The organism is Luteibacter sp., assembly GCF_036499525.1.
GTDB lineage: Bacteria > Pseudomonadota > Gammaproteobacteria > Xanthomonadales > Rhodanobacteraceae > Luteibacter.
In genome coordinates this window covers 15,751-30,414 of sequence record NZ_DASYDO010000036.1, presented here as the reverse complement: position 1 = coordinate 30,414, position 14,664 = coordinate 15,751, and the positions used below count along the sequence as shown (strand labels likewise).

The 14,664-nt window shown below is 62.5% G+C and carries 28 protein-coding genes and 1 pseudogene; all 29 read left to right on the top strand.

The annotated features are described in order from the left end of the window. A pseudogene (tuf, locus tag VGM71_RS07495) lies at positions 1-127 on the top strand (elongation factor Tu); the annotation flags it as partial. 153 nt (positions 128-280) lie between these two features. After that, positions 281-592 carry a 30S ribosomal protein S10 gene (rpsJ, locus tag VGM71_RS07490; RefSeq protein ID WP_250625406.1) on the top strand — a complete coding sequence of 104 codons (312 nt, stop codon included), beginning with the start codon at positions 281-283 and terminating at the stop codon, positions 590-592. A gap of 20 nt (positions 593-612) precedes the next feature. Further along, complete coding sequence (gene rplC / locus VGM71_RS07485) at positions 613-1,254, top strand: 50S ribosomal protein L3 (RefSeq protein WP_331543558.1); 642 nt, start codon at positions 613-615, stop codon at positions 1,252-1,254. A gap of 10 nt (positions 1,255-1,264) precedes the next feature. Then, complete coding sequence (gene rplD, locus VGM71_RS07480; protein WP_331543556.1) at positions 1,265-1,867, top strand: 50S ribosomal protein L4; 603 nt, start codon at positions 1,265-1,267, stop codon at positions 1,865-1,867. Continuing rightward, positions 1,864-2,157: a 50S ribosomal protein L23 gene (gene rplW / locus VGM71_RS07475; RefSeq protein WP_250625409.1), complete on the top strand. Its 294-nt coding sequence runs from the start codon at positions 1,864-1,866 to the stop codon at positions 2,155-2,157. The genes rplD and rplW overlap by 4 nt, the downstream gene beginning before the upstream one ends. Before the next feature lie 17 nt (positions 2,158-2,174). Continuing rightward, positions 2,175-2,996: a 50S ribosomal protein L2 gene (gene rplB, locus VGM71_RS07470; protein WP_331543553.1), complete on the top strand. Its 822-nt coding sequence runs from the start codon at positions 2,175-2,177 to the stop codon at positions 2,994-2,996. A 12-nt stretch (positions 2,997-3,008) separates the two neighbouring features. Next, entirely contained in the window at positions 3,009-3,281 is a 273-nt protein-coding gene (rpsS, locus tag VGM71_RS07465) for a 30S ribosomal protein S19 (RefSeq protein WP_029213892.1), read from the top strand. Next, a complete protein-coding gene (rplV, locus tag VGM71_RS07460) occupies positions 3,281-3,616 on the top strand; it encodes a 50S ribosomal protein L22 (protein WP_029213891.1) in 336 nt (111 codons plus the stop codon). The genes rpsS and rplV overlap by 1 nt, the downstream gene beginning before the upstream one ends. Before the next feature lie 15 nt (positions 3,617-3,631). After that, entirely contained in the window at positions 3,632-4,366 is a 735-nt protein-coding gene (gene rpsC, locus VGM71_RS07455) for a 30S ribosomal protein S3 (protein ID WP_331543546.1), read from the top strand. Between the two features lie 11 nt (positions 4,367-4,377). Continuing rightward, a complete protein-coding gene (gene rplP, locus VGM71_RS07450; RefSeq protein ID WP_166699376.1) occupies positions 4,378-4,791 on the top strand; it encodes a 50S ribosomal protein L16 in 414 nt (137 codons plus the stop codon). Next, positions 4,791-4,976: a 50S ribosomal protein L29 gene (rpmC, locus tag VGM71_RS07445; RefSeq protein ID WP_331543542.1), complete on the top strand. Its 186-nt coding sequence runs from the start codon at positions 4,791-4,793 to the stop codon at positions 4,974-4,976. Before rplP ends, rpmC begins: the two co-directional genes overlap by 1 nt. A 12-nt stretch (positions 4,977-4,988) precedes the next feature. Then, entirely contained in the window at positions 4,989-5,249 is a 261-nt protein-coding gene (gene rpsQ / locus VGM71_RS07440; RefSeq protein ID WP_331543540.1) for a 30S ribosomal protein S17, read from the top strand. An 11-nt stretch (positions 5,250-5,260) separates the two neighbouring features. Next, the gene (gene rplN, locus VGM71_RS07435; RefSeq protein ID WP_072322777.1) at positions 5,261-5,629 is read left to right on the top strand and encodes a 50S ribosomal protein L14; all 369 of its coding nucleotides are present in this window, start codon (positions 5,261-5,263) and stop codon (positions 5,627-5,629) included. 14 nt (positions 5,630-5,643) lie between these two features. Beyond that, the gene (rplX, locus tag VGM71_RS07430) at positions 5,644-5,955 is read left to right on the top strand and encodes a 50S ribosomal protein L24 (protein WP_331543536.1); all 312 of its coding nucleotides are present in this window, start codon (positions 5,644-5,646) and stop codon (positions 5,953-5,955) included. Between the two features lie 12 nt (positions 5,956-5,967). Continuing rightward, positions 5,968-6,507 carry a 50S ribosomal protein L5 gene (rplE, locus tag VGM71_RS07425; protein WP_331543534.1) on the top strand — a complete coding sequence of 180 codons (540 nt, stop codon included), beginning with the start codon at positions 5,968-5,970 and terminating at the stop codon, positions 6,505-6,507. Positions 6,508-6,520: 13 nt separating this feature from the next. After that, positions 6,521-6,826, top strand: a complete 306-nt coding sequence (gene rpsN / locus VGM71_RS07420) for a 30S ribosomal protein S14 (RefSeq protein WP_072322780.1) — start codon at positions 6,521-6,523, stop codon at positions 6,824-6,826. A 128-nt stretch (positions 6,827-6,954) separates the two neighbouring features. Next, positions 6,955-7,350: a 30S ribosomal protein S8 gene (gene rpsH, locus VGM71_RS07415; RefSeq protein ID WP_331543531.1), complete on the top strand. Its 396-nt coding sequence runs from the start codon at positions 6,955-6,957 to the stop codon at positions 7,348-7,350. Positions 7,351-7,361: 11 nt separating this feature from the next. Continuing rightward, positions 7,362-7,889, top strand: coding sequence for a 50S ribosomal protein L6 (rplF, locus tag VGM71_RS07410; protein ID WP_331543528.1), 528 nt, complete (start codon positions 7,362-7,364; stop codon positions 7,887-7,889). A 30-nt stretch (positions 7,890-7,919) separates the two neighbouring features. Next, positions 7,920-8,270 (top strand): 50S ribosomal protein L18, encoded by a 351-nt coding sequence (rplR, locus tag VGM71_RS07405; RefSeq protein ID WP_331543526.1) that lies wholly within the window; start codon positions 7,920-7,922, stop codon positions 8,268-8,270. Positions 8,271-8,390: 120 nt separating this feature from the next. Further along, the gene (gene rpsE / locus VGM71_RS07400; protein WP_029213879.1) at positions 8,391-8,900 is read left to right on the top strand and encodes a 30S ribosomal protein S5; all 510 of its coding nucleotides are present in this window, start codon (positions 8,391-8,393) and stop codon (positions 8,898-8,900) included. Next, complete coding sequence (gene rpmD / locus VGM71_RS07395) at positions 8,893-9,099, top strand: 50S ribosomal protein L30 (protein ID WP_331543524.1); 207 nt, start codon at positions 8,893-8,895, stop codon at positions 9,097-9,099. Before rpsE ends, rpmD begins: the two co-directional genes overlap by 8 nt. Before the next feature lie 5 nt (positions 9,100-9,104). Continuing rightward, the gene (gene rplO / locus VGM71_RS07390; RefSeq protein ID WP_331543522.1) at positions 9,105-9,536 is read left to right on the top strand and encodes a 50S ribosomal protein L15; all 432 of its coding nucleotides are present in this window, start codon (positions 9,105-9,107) and stop codon (positions 9,534-9,536) included. A 4-nt stretch (positions 9,537-9,540) separates the two neighbouring features. Continuing rightward, positions 9,541-10,860: a preprotein translocase subunit SecY gene (gene secY, locus VGM71_RS07385; RefSeq protein WP_331543519.1), complete on the top strand. Its 1,320-nt coding sequence runs from the start codon at positions 9,541-9,543 to the stop codon at positions 10,858-10,860. 124 nt (positions 10,861-10,984) lie between these two features. Then, the gene (gene rpsM, locus VGM71_RS07380) at positions 10,985-11,341 is read left to right on the top strand and encodes a 30S ribosomal protein S13 (protein WP_331543517.1); all 357 of its coding nucleotides are present in this window, start codon (positions 10,985-10,987) and stop codon (positions 11,339-11,341) included. A gap of 12 nt (positions 11,342-11,353) precedes the next feature. Next, positions 11,354-11,740 carry a 30S ribosomal protein S11 gene (gene rpsK / locus VGM71_RS07375; RefSeq protein ID WP_007513384.1) on the top strand — a complete coding sequence of 129 codons (387 nt, stop codon included), beginning with the start codon at positions 11,354-11,356 and terminating at the stop codon, positions 11,738-11,740. An 11-nt stretch (positions 11,741-11,751) separates the two neighbouring features. Further along, the gene (gene rpsD, locus VGM71_RS07370) at positions 11,752-12,378 is read left to right on the top strand and encodes a 30S ribosomal protein S4 (RefSeq protein ID WP_331543514.1); all 627 of its coding nucleotides are present in this window, start codon (positions 11,752-11,754) and stop codon (positions 12,376-12,378) included. Positions 12,379-12,394: 16 nt separating this feature from the next. Continuing rightward, positions 12,395-13,393, top strand: a complete 999-nt coding sequence (locus VGM71_RS07365) for a DNA-directed RNA polymerase subunit alpha (protein ID WP_029213872.1) — start codon at positions 12,395-12,397, stop codon at positions 13,391-13,393. Between the two features lie 213 nt (positions 13,394-13,606). Next, entirely contained in the window at positions 13,607-13,990 is a 384-nt protein-coding gene (gene rplQ / locus VGM71_RS07360; protein ID WP_331543512.1) for a 50S ribosomal protein L17, read from the top strand. Positions 13,991-14,143: 153 nt separating this feature from the next. Then, complete coding sequence (locus VGM71_RS07355; protein ID WP_331543510.1) at positions 14,144-14,647, top strand: disulfide bond formation protein B; 504 nt, start codon at positions 14,144-14,146, stop codon at positions 14,645-14,647. Positions 14,648-14,664: the final 17 nt, after the last annotated feature.

Sequence of the window (14,664 nt, the reverse complement as noted above, 5' to 3'; positions counted from 1 at the left end):
GGGTGACAACGTGAAGATGGTGGTCACCCTGATCCACCCGATCGCGATGGACGACGGCCTGCGTTTTGCCATCCGTGAGGGCGGTCGTACCGTCGGCGCGGGTGTGGTGGCCAAGATCATCAAGTAATACGCATCAACCCTGCAATTTGCAGGAAAATGCAGTAAGATAGGCGGCTACCGTCCTCAAGGGCGGTAGTCGCTTACGCTTCTAAAGAGTAATCAGGTCACTGATAAGTGCCTGAAATACATAACGTTCTTTCGACAACAGGACACGGTTTTTATGGCGAACCAGAAGATTCGCATTCGGTTGAAGGCGTTCGATCATCGTTTGATCGACCGTTCAGCCAGTGAGATCGTCGAGACGGCCAAGCGTACCGGTGCAACGGTGCTGGGTCCGATTCCGCTCCCGACCAAGATCGAGCGGTACACCATCCTGACGTCCCCGCACGTCGATAAGGATGCTCGCGATCAGTATGAGACCCGCACCCACAAGCGCGTGCTGGACATCATCGACCCGAATGACAAAACCGTGGACGCGCTCATGAAGCTTGATCTCGCCGCTGGCGTAGACGTACAGATCAAGCTGGGCTGAGCGGACAAAGGGATACACATATGAGTATCGGACTAGTAGGCCGCAAGTGCGGCATGAGCCGGCTCTTCACTGAAGATGGCCGCTCGATTCCGGTGACGCTGATTGAAGCGACGCCCAATCGCGTGACCCAGGTGAAGACGGACGAAATCGACGGCTACAGCGCCGTGCAGCTCGCGGCAGGCGTCAAGCGCGCCTCGCTGCTGACGCAGCCGCTGAAGGGCCATTATGCAAAGGCTAAGGTCGAGCCGGGTCGCGTCATTCGCGAATTCCGTGTCACGGCCGACGACGCCGCCAAGTATGCCGTGGGCAGCGAAATCAAGGCCGACGACGTGTTCTCCGTGGGCCAGGTGGTCGACGTGCAGGGCGTGTCCAAGGGCAAGGGTTTCCAGGGCACGATCAAGCGTCATCACTTCAAGATGGGTGATGCCACGCACGGTAACTCGCTGTCGCATCGTGCGCCGGGCTCCATCGGCCAGCGCCAGACGCCAGGCCGCGTGTTCCCCGGCAAGAAGATGTCCGGCCACATGGGTGCGGTCAACCGCACGCAGCAGGGCCTGGAAGTGGTCAAGGTCGATGCCGAGCGTCACCTGATTGCGGTCAAGGGCGCGGTACCGGGTGCTCCCGGTGGCGACGTCGTGATCCGTCCGACGACGAAGGGCTGAGGAGAACGCCATGGAACTCAATGTCATTGGCGCCCAGCCGCTTACCGTGTCCGACGAGGTCTTCGGTCGCGAGCTGAACAACGCCCTGATCCACCAGGTCGTCACCGCGTATCGCGCGGGCGGCCGAGCCGGCACCAAGGCGCAGCTGTCGCGCGGCGAGATGTCCGGTACCACCAAGAAGTTCAAGAAGCAGAAGGGCGGCGGCGCCCGTCACGGCGACTACCGCGCACCGATCTTCGTCGGTGGTGGTGTCACCTTTGCCGCCAAGCCGCGCAGCTTCGAGCAGAAGGTCAACCGCAAGGCCTACCGTGTCGCGATCCGCTCCATGCTGTCGGAGCTCAACCGCGCAGGTCGCCTGAAGGTTGTCCCGGGTTTTGATTTCGAGAAGGCGCAGACCAAGGCCATGATCTCCAAGCTCGCCGAGCTTGAAGTCTCCGGCCGCGTCCTGCTGGTTTCCGAGGAAGCCAACGAGGCGCTGTACCTGTCTGCCCGCAACATTCCGTACCTCCATGTAGTGGACGTGCTGGCGCTGAACCCGGTTAGCCTGGTCGGTTCCGACTTCGTCGTGCTCACGGTAGACGCGGTCAAGAAGGTCGAGGAGTGGCTGGCATGAGCAACGAACGCACCCTGAATACGCTGCGCGCGCCGCACATTTCCGAGAAGACCGCCCGTCTTGCCGAGGGTAACCAGTATGTTTTCGTCGTAGCCCCGGAAGCCACCAAGGCTGACGTCCGCGCCGCCGTGGAACACCTTTTCGACGTCAAGGTCGAAAACGTGAACCTCGTCAATGGCAAGGGCAAGGCCAAGTCCTTCCGCCAGCGCGCTGGCGTTCGCCAGGGTAAGCGCAAGGCCTACGTGCGACTCGCCGCTGGCCACACGATCGACGTGTCGGCCAAGGCCTGAGCCAGGAGTTATTCGAAATGGCACTAATCACACACAAGCCGACCTCACCGGGCCGTCGCGACGCTGTCAGCGTCCGCACCCCGGGTCTGCACAAGGGCGCTCCGTATGCCCCGCTGACCGAGTCGCAGTCCAAGTCCGGTGGCCGTAACCATTACGGCCGCATCACGGTCCGTCATCGCGGCGGTGGCCACAAGCAGGCCTACCGCATCATCGATTTCAAGCGCGACAAGGAGTCCATCGTGGCTCGCGTCGAGCGCCTGGAATACGATCCGAACCGCACCGCGCACATCGCGCTGCTGGTGTACTCGGATGGTGAGCGCCGTTACATCATCGCGCCGAAGGGCGTCCAGGAGGGTGACCGCCTGGTATCGGGTACCGATGCGCCGATCAAGGCGGGCAACTGCCTGCCGCTGCGCAACATCCCGGTAGGTTCGACCATTCACTGCATCGAGATGAAGCCGGGCAAGGGTGCGCAGATCGCGCGCAGTGCCGGCGCCTCGGTACAGCTGGTGGCGCGTGAGCAGGGCTACGCCACGCTGCGTCTTCGCTCCGGCGAAATGCGCCGCGTGCCGGTCGAGTGCCGCGCCACGATCGGCGAAGTCGGCAACTCGGAGCACAGCCTGCGCAAGCTCGGCAAGGCTGGTAAGAAGCGCTGGGCAGGTATCCGTCCGACCGTTCGCGGCGTCGTGATGAACCCGGTCGACCATCCGCATGGCGGTGGTGAAGGCAAGACCTCCGGTGGCCGTCATCCGGTCAGCCCGTGGGGTACGCCGACCAAGGGTTACAAGACGCGCAATAACAAGCGCACCCAGCAGTTCATCGTGCGTCGTCGCAAGTAATAGGAAACGATCATGCCGCGCTCTCTAAAGAAAGGTCCGTTCGTTGACCTGCACCTCGTAAAGAAGGTGGAAGCCGCCGTTTCCGCCAACAACAAGCGTCCGATCAAGACCTGGTCGCGTCGCTCGATGATCCTGCCGGAGATGGTCGGTCTGACCATCGCCATCCATAACGGCCGCCAGCACGTGCCTGTGTTGATCAACGAGAACATGGTCGGGCACAAGCTCGGCGAGTTCGCGGTGACCCGCACGTACAAGGGGCACGCCGGCGACAAGAAGGGCAAGTGATGAGCACCGAAGCCAAAGCGATCCTGCGCAGCGCCCGCATTTCGGCGCAGAAGGCACGCCTGGTGGCTGACCTGGTCCGCGGCATGCCCGTGGGCCGAGCCAGCGACGTGCTCGCCTTTACCAACAAGAAGGCCGCTCACCTTGTCCGCAAGGTGCTGCTCTCCGCCGTTGCCAACGCCGAGAACAACCTCGGCGCCGACGTCGACGAGCTGAAGGTGGCTCGCATCTTCGTCGACGAAGGTCCGGCGATGAAGCGCATGTACGCCCGCGCCAAAGGCCGCGGCTCGCGCATCCTGAAGCGCACCAGCCACATCACTGTGGTTGTCGGCAACTGACTGGGGTAAGACACGATGGGTCATAAAGTTCATCCCACCGGTATCCGCCTCGGCATTGCCAAGGACTGGAACTCGAAGTGGTACGCAAACAAGGGTGAATACGCCCAGTACCTCGCTGCCGACCTCAAGGTCCGCGAGATGCTGCGCAAGAAGCTCGCCGCCGCCGGTATCTCGAAGATCCAGATCGAGCGTCCGGCCAAGACCGCCCGCGTGACGATCCACACCGCCCGTCCGGGCGTGGTGATCGGCAAGAAGGGTGAGGACATCGAGAAGCTGCGCAAGGAAGTCACCAACATGATGGGCGTTCCGACGCACATCAACGTCAGTGAAGTCCGCAAGCCGGAACTCGACGCCCAGCTCGTCGCCGAGTCCATCGCCCAGCAGCTCGAGCGTCGTATCATGTTCCGCCGCGCGATGAAGCGCTCGGTCGGCAACGCGATGCGCCTCGGCGCCCTCGGCATCAAGATCAACGTCTCCGGCCGTCTGAACGGCGCCGAGATCGCGCGCTCCGAGTGGGCCCGCGAAGGTCGCGTTCCGCTGCATACCCTGCGCGCGGACATCGACTACGGCACCGCCGAGGCCAAGACCCAGTACGGCATCATCGGTGTCAAGGTGTGGGTCTACAAGGGCGAGATCTTCGACCTGGCGGCCGCCACGGCCGAGTCGAAGGAAGAACAGCAGCCTCAGCAGTCGTCGCGTCGCGAAGGTGGTGAAAACCGCCGTGAGCGCGGCGAGCGCTCTGCCAAGTAAGGAGCGTTGCCATGTTGCAACCGAAGCGTACCAAGTTCCGCAAAATGCATAAGGGCCGTAACGACGGCCTGGCATTCAACTCCAATCTCGTGAGCTTTGGCGAGTATGGCCTGAAGGCGACGACGCACGGTCAGCTGACCGCGCGTCAGATCGAGGCGGCTCGTCGTGTCATCACGCGCTACGTGAAGCGTAGCGGCAAGCTGTGGATCCGCGTGTTCCCAGACAAGCCGATCACCCGCAAGCCCATCGAAGTCCGAATGGGTGCCGGTAAGGGTGGCGTCGAGTTCTGGGTCGCCTTGATCCAGCCGGGTCGCATGCTTTATGAAATCGAAGGTGTCGACGAGACAACCGCGCGCGAGGCCATGCGCCTGGCCGCGGCCAAGCTCTCGGTCCAGACCCAGTTCGTGTCCAGGGCGGTGATGTGATGGCCATCAAAGAAATCAAGACCAAGTCGGCGGAAGAGCTGAATCAGCATCTGCTGGACCTTCGCAAGGAGCAGTTCAATCTGCGCATGCAGAAGGGCTCCGGCCAGCTCACCCAGCCGCACCAGCTGCGCCGCGTTCGGCGCGACATCGCCCGCACGAAGTTCGTGCTCGGCGTGAAGAAGTAAGGGACGGCTGATATGAGCGATAACCAGAAAACGGCGCGTACCCTCGTAGGCCGCGTCATTAGCAACAAGATGGTCAACACGGTCACGGTGCTGATCGAACGCCAGGTGCAGCACCCGCTGCTCGGCAAGATCATCCGCCGCTCCACGAAGCTCCACGCACACGATGAAACGGGTGCTAACGAGGGCGACGTGGTCCGTATCGCGGAGTGCCGTCCGCTGTCGAAGACGAAGCATCACCGCGTGGTCGAAATCGTCACGCGCGCTGAAGTTTAAGGAGAGCTGCGATGATTCAGATGCAAAGCACGCTTTCCGCGGCGGACAACAGCGGCGCGAAGGAACTGATGTGCATCAAGGTGCTGGGCGGCTCCAAGCGCCGTTATGCCAGCGTCGGCGATGTCATCAAGGTGACCGTCAAGGACGCCATTCCCCGCGGCAAGGTCAAGAAGGGTGAGGTGTACAACGCCGTGGTGGTTCGTACCGCCAAGGGTGTGCGCCGTGCCGATGGCTCGCTGATCCGTTTCGACGGGAATGCGGCCGTGCTCCTCAACAACAAGCTCGAGCCGATCGGCACCCGTATCTTCGGGCCGGTTACACGCGAGCTGCGCAGCGAGAAGTTCATGAAGATCGTCTCGCTCGCGCCCGAAGTGCTCTGAGCGGAGGCCAGACCATGAACCGTATCCGCAAGGGTGATAACGTCCTCGTTATCACCGGTAAGAACAAGGGACAGCGCGGTGACGTGCTGCGCGTCGATGGCGACCGCGTGGTCGTCTCGAACGTGAACCTGATCAAGCGCCACACCAAGCCGAACCCCCAGGCCAACCAGCCGGGCGGTATCGTCGAACGTGAGGCCTCGATTCACATCTCCAATGTCCAGCTCTTCAACTCCGCCTCGAACAAGGGCGAGCGCGTTGGCACCAAAAAGCTCGAGGATGGGCGCAAGGTGCGCGTGTTCCGTTCGGGCGAAGTGGTCGACGCGTAAGGAACCGAAGTCATGACCCGCCTTGAAACGTTTTACAAAGAGTCGGTAATGCAGAAGCTCACTGAGCGCTTCGGTTACCAGAACGTCATGGAAGTCCCGCGCATCACGAAGATCACGCTCAACATGGGCGTCGGCGAAGCCGCCGGTAACAAGAAGATCCTCGAGAACGCGGTCGCCGACATGACCAAGATCGCCGGCCAGAAGCCGATCACGACGAAGGCCCGCGTGTCGGTCGCCTCGTTCAAGATCCGCGACGGTTGGCCGATCGGCTGCAAGGTCACGCTTCGTCGTGCCCAGATGTGGGAATTCCTGGACCGCCTGATCAACATCTCGCTGCCGCGTACGCGCGACTTCCGTGGTGTCTCGGGCCGTGCCTTCGATGGCCGTGGTAACTACAACTTCGGCATCAAGGAACAGATCATTTTCCCGGAAATCGACTTCGATCAGGTCGACGCGCTGCGTGGCATGGATATCTCCATCACCACCACCGCCAAGACCGACGAAGAAGCCAAGGCGTTGCTGGAAGCCTTCAGCTTCCCGTTCCGCAACTGATCACAGGTAGAACATGGCCAAGACCTCGATGGTCGAGCGCGACCTCAAGCGCACCAAGCTCGTCAAGAAGTTCGCCGCCAAGCGCGCCGAACTGAAGGCGATCGTCCTGAGCGCTTCCGCGTCGTATGACGAGAAGATGGAAGCCCAGACCAAGCTGCAGAAGCTTCCGCGCGATGCCAGCCCGGTGCGCCAGCGTAATCGCTGCGCCCTGACCGGCCGCCCGCGTGGCGTCTACAGCAAGTTCGGCCTGGGCCGCAACAAGCTCCGCGAGGCCACCATGCGCGGCGACGTGCCGGGCCTGCGCAAGGCTAGCTGGTAAAAAACTCGCCAACGGCGGGCCAAGCTGTTATAGTCGTCGGTCTGCGCAATGCAGACCGACGATTGTCGGCTTTACAATTCAAGATTTCCGGTAATTCGGATATCGGTGCACTCTCAAGGGTTTTTCTTATGAGCATGACTGATCCCATCGCCGATCTGTTTACGCGCATCCGCAATGGCCAGGCCTCTGGCAAACCGGTTGTCCGTATGCCGTCGTCGAAGATGAAGCTGGCGCTTGCCAGGCTTCTGCAGAACGAAGGCTATGTCCTCGACGCCCGTACCGCTGACGAAGCGGGCAAGCCGGTCCTCGAGATCAAGCTGAAGTATTTCGAAGGCCGTCCGGCCATCGAGACCATTTCCCGTGTCAGCCGTTCCGGTCTCCGCGTCTACCGTGGCAAGGACGAACTGCCGAAGGTCCTCGGTGGCCTGGGTATCTCGATCATCTCGACTTCCGCCGGTCTCCTGACCGACGCGCAGGCCCGTGCTAAGGGTCTGGGCGGCGAAGTCATCGGCCAGGTGGCGTAAGGAGTCCCGACATGTCACGTGTAGCCAAAAAGCCCATCACCCTCCCGAAGGGCGTCGAACTCTCGATCGCCAACGGCACCGTCACCGTCAAGGGCCCGAAGGGCACCCTGACCACGCATGAACTGCCGGGCGTTTCGTTCCAGCAGGAGAATGGCGTGGCGAACATCGTTCTCGCCGAAGGCGCCGACGATAAGTTCGGCGGTACGGCCCGCGCCATCGTTGCCAACATGGTCCAGGGCGTGGCCACCGGCTTCGAGAAGAAGCTCGAGCTCGTCGGCGTGGGTTACCGCGCCCAGCTCACCGGTAAGTCGATCAACCTGTCGCTGGGTTATTCGCATCCGGTCGTTTTCGAGGCGCCGGAAGGCATCACCATCGAAGTCCCGACGCAGACGGAAGTCCTCGTCAAGGGTGCCGACAAGCAGCTCGTCGGCCAGGTGGCAGCGAAGATCCGCGCGTTCCGTTCGCCGGAGCCCTACAAGGGCAAGGGTGTCCGCTACGCGGGCGAGACGATCATCCTGAAGGAAGCCAAGAAGGCCTGATCGGCCTATCCGCTTCCTGGAGACAAGACGATGAACAAGAACCAATCCCGCCTGCGCCGCGCCAAGTCGACCCGCGCCCACATCCGTGAGCTCGCCGTCGCCCGCCTGAGCGTGCACCGCACCGGTCAGCACATCTATGCCCAGGTCTTCGCACCGAACGGCACCGTCGTGGCAGCCGCCTCGACCGTGCAGAAGTTGGTTGCCGAAGGCCTCAAGAGCAAGAAGAACGTCGAAGCCGCCGTCACGGTGGGTCGCATCGTTGCCGAGCGCGCCAAGGCCGCCGGTATCGAAGCCGTCGCGTTCGACCGCTCGGGTTTCCGTTATCACGGTCGCATCAAGGCTCTTGCCGATGCGGCGCGTGAGGCCGGCCTCAAGTTCTAAGAGGCGTCAGGCCACGGCATCGGTCCACCGGGACCGGTGCCGCCCGCTGCAACTACAACTCCAAGCGGCGACCGAGCCGTAAACAGAAGTCCCGGTACGCCCGGGCAGACAGGAAAAGAGATGTCCTCGACAGATCGCGAAAATTCGGACGGCATGCTTGAAAAGCTTATCGCCGTCAACCGCGTGGCCAAGACCGTCAAGGGTGGCCGCCAGATGAGCTTCACCGCGCTGACCGTGGTCGGTGACGGCGAGGGTCGCGTCGGCTTCGGTTATGGCAAGGCCCGTGAAGTCCCGGTCGCCATTTCCAAGGCCATGGAGCGCGCCCGTCGCAACATGGTGAGCATCGAACTGAACAATGGCACGCTGTGGTACGCCATCAAGGCGAACCATGGTGCGGCCCGTGTCTACATGCAGCCTGCCTCGCAGGGTACCGGCGTGATCGCCGGCGGTGCCATGCGCGCCGTCCTCGAAGTGGTCGGCGTGAAGGACGTGCTTGCGAAGGCCGTCGGCTCGCGTAACCCGATCAACCTCGTCCGCGCGACGATCAAGGGTCTGCAGGCCGTCGCCTCGCCGAAGCGCATCGCCGCCAAGCGTGGCAAGACGATCGAAGAGGTGCTGGGCAATGGCTAAGAAGATCGAAACCGCCGCCGCAGCCGGCACCGTTCGCGTGCGCCTGGTCAAGGGCCTGCGCGGCGTACAGGGTCGTCATCGTCTGAGCGTCAAGGCCCTCGGCCTGAGCAAGCTCAACGATGTGCGCGAACTGAAAGATAGCCCCCAGGTCCGTGGCCTCATCAACACGGTCTACTACCTGGTCCGGGTCGAGGAGTAAGCATCATGCGTCTTAATGAACTCAGGCCCGGCAAGGGCGCCCGCAAGACCCGTACCCGCGTCGCCCGCGGTATCGGCTCCGGTCTCGGCAAGACTGCCGGTCGTGGTCACAAGGGTCAGCACGCACGTGCCGGTAACACGCACCGCGTCGGTTTCGAAGGCGGCCAGATGCCGCTGCAGCGTCGCCTGCCGAAGGTGGGCTTCCGCTCGCTGAAGAAGGCCGACACGGAACAGGTCATGCTGTACCAGCTGGCTTCGGTCAAGGCTGACACCATCGACCTGATCGCCTTGCACGCTGCCGGTCTCGTGACCAGCCGCGCCAAGAAGGTCAAGATCGTCCTGAAGGGCGAGATCACCCGTGCAGTGAAGCTCTCGGGCGTGCTTGCGACGGCCGGCGCCAAGGCGGCTATCGAAGCCGCCGGCGGCAGCGTGGAGTAATCAAGTGGCTGCAGCGCAGGGCACAACGCTCGGCTCGCTGGGCAAACTGACGGAACTGCGTCAGCGCATCTTTTTCCTTATCGGTGCGTTGATCGTCTTCCGCCTCGGTTCGTTCATTCCCGTCCCGGGTGTGAATCCCGAGGCGATGACGAGCCTGGTCGAAGGCGGTGGCGGTTTGTTGAACATGGTCAACATGTTCTCCGGCGGCTCGCTGTCCCGCTTCTCGGTCTTCGCCCTCGGCGTGGTGCCGTACATTTCGGCATCGATCGTGGTGCAGATGATGGGCTCGGTCATTCCGTCGCTCCAGGCACTGCGCAAGGAAGGCGAGGCGGGTCGTCGCAAGATGACCACGTACACGCGCTTCGGCACGGTCGGCCTGGCGGCATTCCAGGCCTTCGGTATCGCGGTAGCCTTGCAGAAGCAGGTCGGAAGCAGCGGTCCGGTGGTCTACATGCCGGGTGCCGGCTTCGTCCTGGCATCGGTCGTCGGCCTCACCGCCGGTACGATGTTCCTGATGTGGCTGGGCGAGCAGATCACGGAGCGTGGCATCGGCAACGGTATATCGATGCTGATCTTCGCCGGTATCGTCGCGGGACTTCCCTCGGCGATCGTCCATACGCTGAGCATGGCGAACAATGGTGAGCTGTCGGTCCTGAAGCTGCTGATGGTCGCAGTGGTGATCCTGGCGGTCACGGCTTTCGTGGTGTTCATGGAGCGCGCCCAGCGGCGCATTACCGTGAACTACGCGAAGCAGGGCAGCCAGCGTCAGTTCCAGCGCCAGACCTCGCACCTGCCGCTGAAGATCAACATGTCGGGCGTGATCCCGCCGATCTTCGCGACCAGTCTGCTGCTGTTCCCCGCGACCGCGGCGACCTGGTTCGGCTCTGCCCACCAGTCCCGCTGGCTGCAATGGCTGACCACGGCGCTGAGTCCGGGTGAGCCGGTCCACGACATCGTATTCGCGGTGCTGGTGATCGGTTTCGCCTTCTTCTATACGGCGATCGTGTTCAACTCGCAGGAAACGGCCGATAACCTCAAGCGTTCGGGCGCGTTGATTCCGGGTATCCGCCCGGGTCGTGCCACGGCGGACTACATCGATGGCGTCATGACCCGGCTTACCGGTGTTGGCGCGATTTACATCGTCCTGGTCTGCCTGGTGCCCACGTTCATGCAGAACGCCTGGCACGTCCCATTCTATTTCGGCGGCACTTCGCTGCTGATCGTGGTGGTGGTGGTGATGGACTTCACGGCTCAGGTCCAGGCCCATCTCGTGAGCCACCAGTACGAGAGTCTGCTCAAGAAGTCGAATCTCCGTCGCAGCTGAGACGCGACGGAAGCCCCAAGTAGGGGAGGCCTTGGCGCCCAGCGCCGCAGGACTTCCCGTTTAGGTTAATTACGGTTAGAATTGCGCGTTTACCGCGCACGAAACGCATCGGAGACAGTACATCATGGCGCGCATCGCGGGTGTCAATTTGCCGGTCCAGAAGCATGTCTGGGTTGGCCTGCAGAGCATTTATGGAATCGGCCGTTCGCGGGCCAAGAAGGTTTGCGTCGACGCGGGCGTGGTTGCGACCACTCCCATCAAGTCGTTGAGCGAAGGCGAGGTCGAGAAGATCCGCGCCGAAATCGCGAAGTACACGGTCGAAGGCGACCTCCGTCGCGAAATCGGCATGGCGATCAAGCGTCTCATGGACCTTGGTAGCTACCGTGGCCTGCGTCATCGTCGCGGCCTGCCGGTGCGCGGCCAGCGCACGCGTACCAACGCCCGTACCCGTAAGGGTCCGCGTCGTCCGATCAAGAAGTAACGGATATCGAACATGGCTAAGCCGGTTAAAACCAAAAAGAAGATCAAGCGCGTCGTCACGGATGCCGTGGCCCACGTGCAGGCTTCTTTCAACAACACCATCGTCACGATCACCGATCGCCAGGGCAACGCCCTGTCGTGGGCGACGGCAGGCGGCGCGGGCTTCCGCGGTTCCCGCAAGTCGACGCCGTTCGCTGCGCAGGTTGCCGCAGAGAAGGCCGGTCGTGCCGCTGGCGACTACGGTGTGAAGACCGTGGAAGTGCGCATCAAGGGCCCCGGCCCCGGCCGCGAGTCGGCCGTGCGCTCTCTGAACGCGTTGGGCTACAAGGTGCTCAACATCATCGACGTCACGCCGATTCCGCATAACGGCTGCCGTCCCCCCAAGAAGCGTCGCGTCTAAGGAGCATAACCATGGCCCGTTATCGTGGAGCTACCTGCAAGCTGGCGCGTCGTGAAGGTGCCGACCTCGGTCTGAAGAGCCCGGTTCGTGCGCTGGATTCCAAGTGCAAGCTCGAAAACAAGCCCGGTCAGCATGGCGCCAACAAGCGCGCCCGTCTGTCCGACTACGCCGTCCAGCTTCGCGAGAAGCAGAAGGTCAAGCGTATTTACGGCGTGCTCGAGCGTCAGTTCAGCAATTACTACACCAAGGCTTCGACCCAGAAGGGCAACACGGGTGAAAACCTGCTTCGCCTGCTGGAAAGCCGCCTCGACAATGTCGTCTATCGCATGGGTTTTGCGGTCACCCGCGCCCAGGCTCGCCAGCTCGTGGCCCACAAGTCCGTCACGGTCAACGGTAAGAAGGTCAACGTGCCTTCGTACCACGTCCGTCCGGGCGACGAGGTCTCGCTAACCGAGAAGGCCCGTACGCAGCTGCGCGTGCAGGAAGCGGCGACGATCTACGACACGATGGACCTGCGTCCGTCGTGGGTCGAGGTCGACAGCAAGAAGTTCGCGGGCACGTTCAAGGCCGTCCCGGATCGTGGCGATCTGCCGGCCGATATCAATGAAGCCCTGATCGTCGAGCTTTACTCGAAGTAATCCACCGGAGCCTTGCATGGCAGTTTCGTCAACTAGTGTGCTGCGGCCTCGTGGCCTCAGCGTCGAGCAGCTTGGAGCGAACCGCGCGAAGGTAGTGGTCGAGCCGCTCGAGCGTGGCTTCGGTCATACCCTGGGCAACGCGCTGCGTCGCGTGCTGCTCTCTTCGATTCCGGGCAGCGCGATCGTCGAGGTCGAAATCGACGGCGTGCTGCACGAGTACACGACCCTGGAAGGCCTGCAGGAGGACGTGATCGAAGTCCTGCTGAACCTGAAGGACGTCGCTATCCGCCAGCATACCGGTGACGAAGTCACCCTGACGCTGGCCAAGAAGGGTAAGGGCGTGGTTACCGCCGGCGACATCGCGGTCGACCATTCCGTTGAAATCGTCAACCCGGAGCACGTGATCTGCCACCTCACCAAGGATGTGGCACTCAACATGCGCCTGAAGGTGCGTCGCGGCGTCGGCTACCAGCCGGCCAGCGCGCGCCAGCATCCGGATGACGAGACGCGGCCGATCGGCCGTCTGCAGCTCGACGCGTCGTTCGCGCCGGTCCTGCGCGTGGCTTATGAAGTGGACGCCGCTCGTGTCGAGCAGCGCACCAACCTCGACAAGCTCGTGCTCGACATCGAGACGAACGGCACGATCGGTGCTGAAGACGCTGTCCGCAAGGCAGCGGAGATCATCAACGACCAGCTGTCGGTTTTCGGCGATTTCTCGCGCCGCGAGAGCGATTCGACCAAGGCGGAGAAGGGCGGGTTCGATCCGCTGCTGCTGCGCCCCATCGACGATCTCGAACTGACGGTCCGTTCCGCGAACTGTCTCAAGGCCGAGAGCATCTACTACATCGGCGACCTGGTCCAGAAGACCGAGGTCGAGCTGCTGAAGACGCCGAACCTTGGCAAGAAGTCGCTGACGGAAATCAAGGACGTGCTGGGCGGACGTGGTCTCGCACTCGGCATGAAGCTCGAGAACTGGCCGCCGCCGGGCTTGTCCCACGGCATGCAGTTGGGCTGATGTTCCACGGGGCGATCGGTTTTCGATCGCCCCGGTTCCGTTGCAGGAACCGATGGATGCCCTTTGCGCACTTCCGTCGGAATTCGAAAGCGGTCCACAGAGGCCGTGCTCTTATAACGGGGCGTTTTGACAGCCTCGAAAAGCGGGTAACCGCGGGAAGCCGGCTCATCCTGGCCGTCTTTCCATAACAACAGACATTAGAGAGTAAACGCCATGCGCCACCAGAAATCCGGTCGCAAGCTCAATCGCACGAGCAGCCACCGCGAAGCCATGTTCAAGAACATGGCCGCGTCGCTGATCAAGCACGAGTTGATCCGCACCACCCTTCCCAAGGCGAAGGAACTCCGTCGCGTCGCCGAGCCGCTCATCACGCTCGCCAAGACCGACGGCGTCGCCAACCGCCGCCTCGCTTTCTCGCGCCTGCGCGACAAGGAAGCCGTCGGTAAGCTGTTCGAACTCGGCACCCGTTACCGCGAGCGTCCCGGCGGCTACCTGCGCATCCTCAAGTGCGGCTTCCGCCCGGGCGACAACGCCCCGATGGCGTACGTCGAACTGGTCGATCGCCCGGCCAAGACGGAAGCCGTCGACGCCGAATAAGCCCGTCGCGGGTCGATCGATCGAGAAACCCGGCAGGGAAACCTGCCGGGTTTTTTGTTTCCCGTGAAGGTTGCAAATGTAACCGCGGGCAAGGACTTACAACGGCCTCCACAAAGCGTTAACGTGGGTGTCCCGCACCGCAGCATCCCTCGCATGAGCTTTCTCCGAACCTGGTCCTTCCGTTCGCGCTACCTCGCCGGCTTCCTTGTCTGCATGGGTCTCATGGCGTTCGCGCTGTATGCGCAGTACGTCATGCACCTCGACCCTTGCCCACTGTGCATCTTCCAGCGCATCGCCGTGTGCTTCATGGGACTGTTCTTCCTCATCGGCGGATTGCACGCGCCGCGGCGCACCGCCGGCCGCGTCGTTTACGCCGTCCTCATCGCGCTGGGCGGACTCTGGGGCATCGCCACGGCAGGCCGCCATCTCTGGCTGCAGTCGCTGTCCCCGGAGCAGGTGCCGGCCTGTGGCCCCGGTCTCGGCTACCTGTTCGATGCCTTCCCGTTCACCAAGATGCTGAAGCTCGCCTTCACTGGTTCCGGTGAGTGCGCAAAGATCGAGCCGATCCTGGGTATCCCCATGCCGGGCTGGACCCTGTTCTGGTTCGTCGTGCTCGTCGTCTGGGCCTTCCTGGCCATCCGTCGTTCCATTCGTTGACTTATTCCACGCAGGCA

Bases quoted from the DNA above. Each gene is read 5' to 3' on its own strand.
- VGM71_RS07355 (WP_331543510.1), top strand. From the start codon at position 14,144: ATGAGCTTTCTCCGAACCTGGTCCTTCCGTTCGCGCTACCTCGCCGGC.
- rpmD (WP_331543524.1), top strand. From the start codon at position 8,893: ATGGCTAAGAAGATCGAAACCGCCGCCGCAGCCGGCACCGTTCGCGTG.
- rpsK (WP_007513384.1), top strand. From the start codon at position 11,354: ATGGCTAAGCCGGTTAAAACCAAAAAGAAGATCAAGCGCGTCGTCACG.
- rplB (WP_331543553.1), top strand. From the start codon at position 2,175: ATGGCACTAATCACACACAAGCCGACCTCACCGGGCCGTCGCGACGCT.
- rpsN (WP_072322780.1), top strand. From the start codon at position 6,521: ATGGCCAAGACCTCGATGGTCGAGCGCGACCTCAAGCGCACCAAGCTC.
- rplE (WP_331543534.1), top strand. From the start codon at position 5,968: ATGACCCGCCTTGAAACGTTTTACAAAGAGTCGGTAATGCAGAAGCTC.
- rplC (WP_331543558.1), top strand. From the start codon at position 613: ATGAGTATCGGACTAGTAGGCCGCAAGTGCGGCATGAGCCGGCTCTTC.
- rpsQ (WP_331543540.1), top strand. From the start codon at position 4,989: ATGAGCGATAACCAGAAAACGGCGCGTACCCTCGTAGGCCGCGTCATT.
- rpsE (WP_029213879.1), top strand. From the start codon at position 8,391: ATGTCCTCGACAGATCGCGAAAATTCGGACGGCATGCTTGAAAAGCTT.
- rplN (WP_072322777.1), top strand. From the start codon at position 5,261: ATGATTCAGATGCAAAGCACGCTTTCCGCGGCGGACAACAGCGGCGCG.
- rplD (WP_331543556.1), top strand. From the start codon at position 1,265: ATGGAACTCAATGTCATTGGCGCCCAGCCGCTTACCGTGTCCGACGAG.
- rplR (WP_331543526.1), top strand. From the start codon at position 7,920: ATGAACAAGAACCAATCCCGCCTGCGCCGCGCCAAGTCGACCCGCGCC.
- rplP (WP_166699376.1), top strand. From the start codon at position 4,378: ATGTTGCAACCGAAGCGTACCAAGTTCCGCAAAATGCATAAGGGCCGT.
- rpsS (WP_029213892.1), top strand. From the start codon at position 3,009: ATGCCGCGCTCTCTAAAGAAAGGTCCGTTCGTTGACCTGCACCTCGTA.
- VGM71_RS07365 (WP_029213872.1), top strand. From the start codon at position 12,395: ATGGCAGTTTCGTCAACTAGTGTGCTGCGGCCTCGTGGCCTCAGCGTC.
- rplV (WP_029213891.1), top strand. From the start codon at position 3,281: ATGAGCACCGAAGCCAAAGCGATCCTGCGCAGCGCCCGCATTTCGGCG.
- rpsD (WP_331543514.1), top strand. From the start codon at position 11,752: ATGGCCCGTTATCGTGGAGCTACCTGCAAGCTGGCGCGTCGTGAAGGT.
- rplW (WP_250625409.1), top strand. From the start codon at position 1,864: ATGAGCAACGAACGCACCCTGAATACGCTGCGCGCGCCGCACATTTCC.
- rpmC (WP_331543542.1), top strand. From the start codon at position 4,791: ATGGCCATCAAAGAAATCAAGACCAAGTCGGCGGAAGAGCTGAATCAG.
- rpsJ (WP_250625406.1), top strand. From the start codon at position 281: ATGGCGAACCAGAAGATTCGCATTCGGTTGAAGGCGTTCGATCATCGT.
- rpsH (WP_331543531.1), top strand. From the start codon at position 6,955: ATGAGCATGACTGATCCCATCGCCGATCTGTTTACGCGCATCCGCAAT.
- rpsM (WP_331543517.1), top strand. From the start codon at position 10,985: ATGGCGCGCATCGCGGGTGTCAATTTGCCGGTCCAGAAGCATGTCTGG.
- rpsC (WP_331543546.1), top strand. From the start codon at position 3,632: ATGGGTCATAAAGTTCATCCCACCGGTATCCGCCTCGGCATTGCCAAG.
- rplQ (WP_331543512.1), top strand. From the start codon at position 13,607: ATGCGCCACCAGAAATCCGGTCGCAAGCTCAATCGCACGAGCAGCCAC.
- rplO (WP_331543522.1), top strand. From the start codon at position 9,105: ATGCGTCTTAATGAACTCAGGCCCGGCAAGGGCGCCCGCAAGACCCGT.
- rplF (WP_331543528.1), top strand. From the start codon at position 7,362: ATGTCACGTGTAGCCAAAAAGCCCATCACCCTCCCGAAGGGCGTCGAA.
- rplX (WP_331543536.1), top strand. From the start codon at position 5,644: ATGAACCGTATCCGCAAGGGTGATAACGTCCTCGTTATCACCGGTAAG.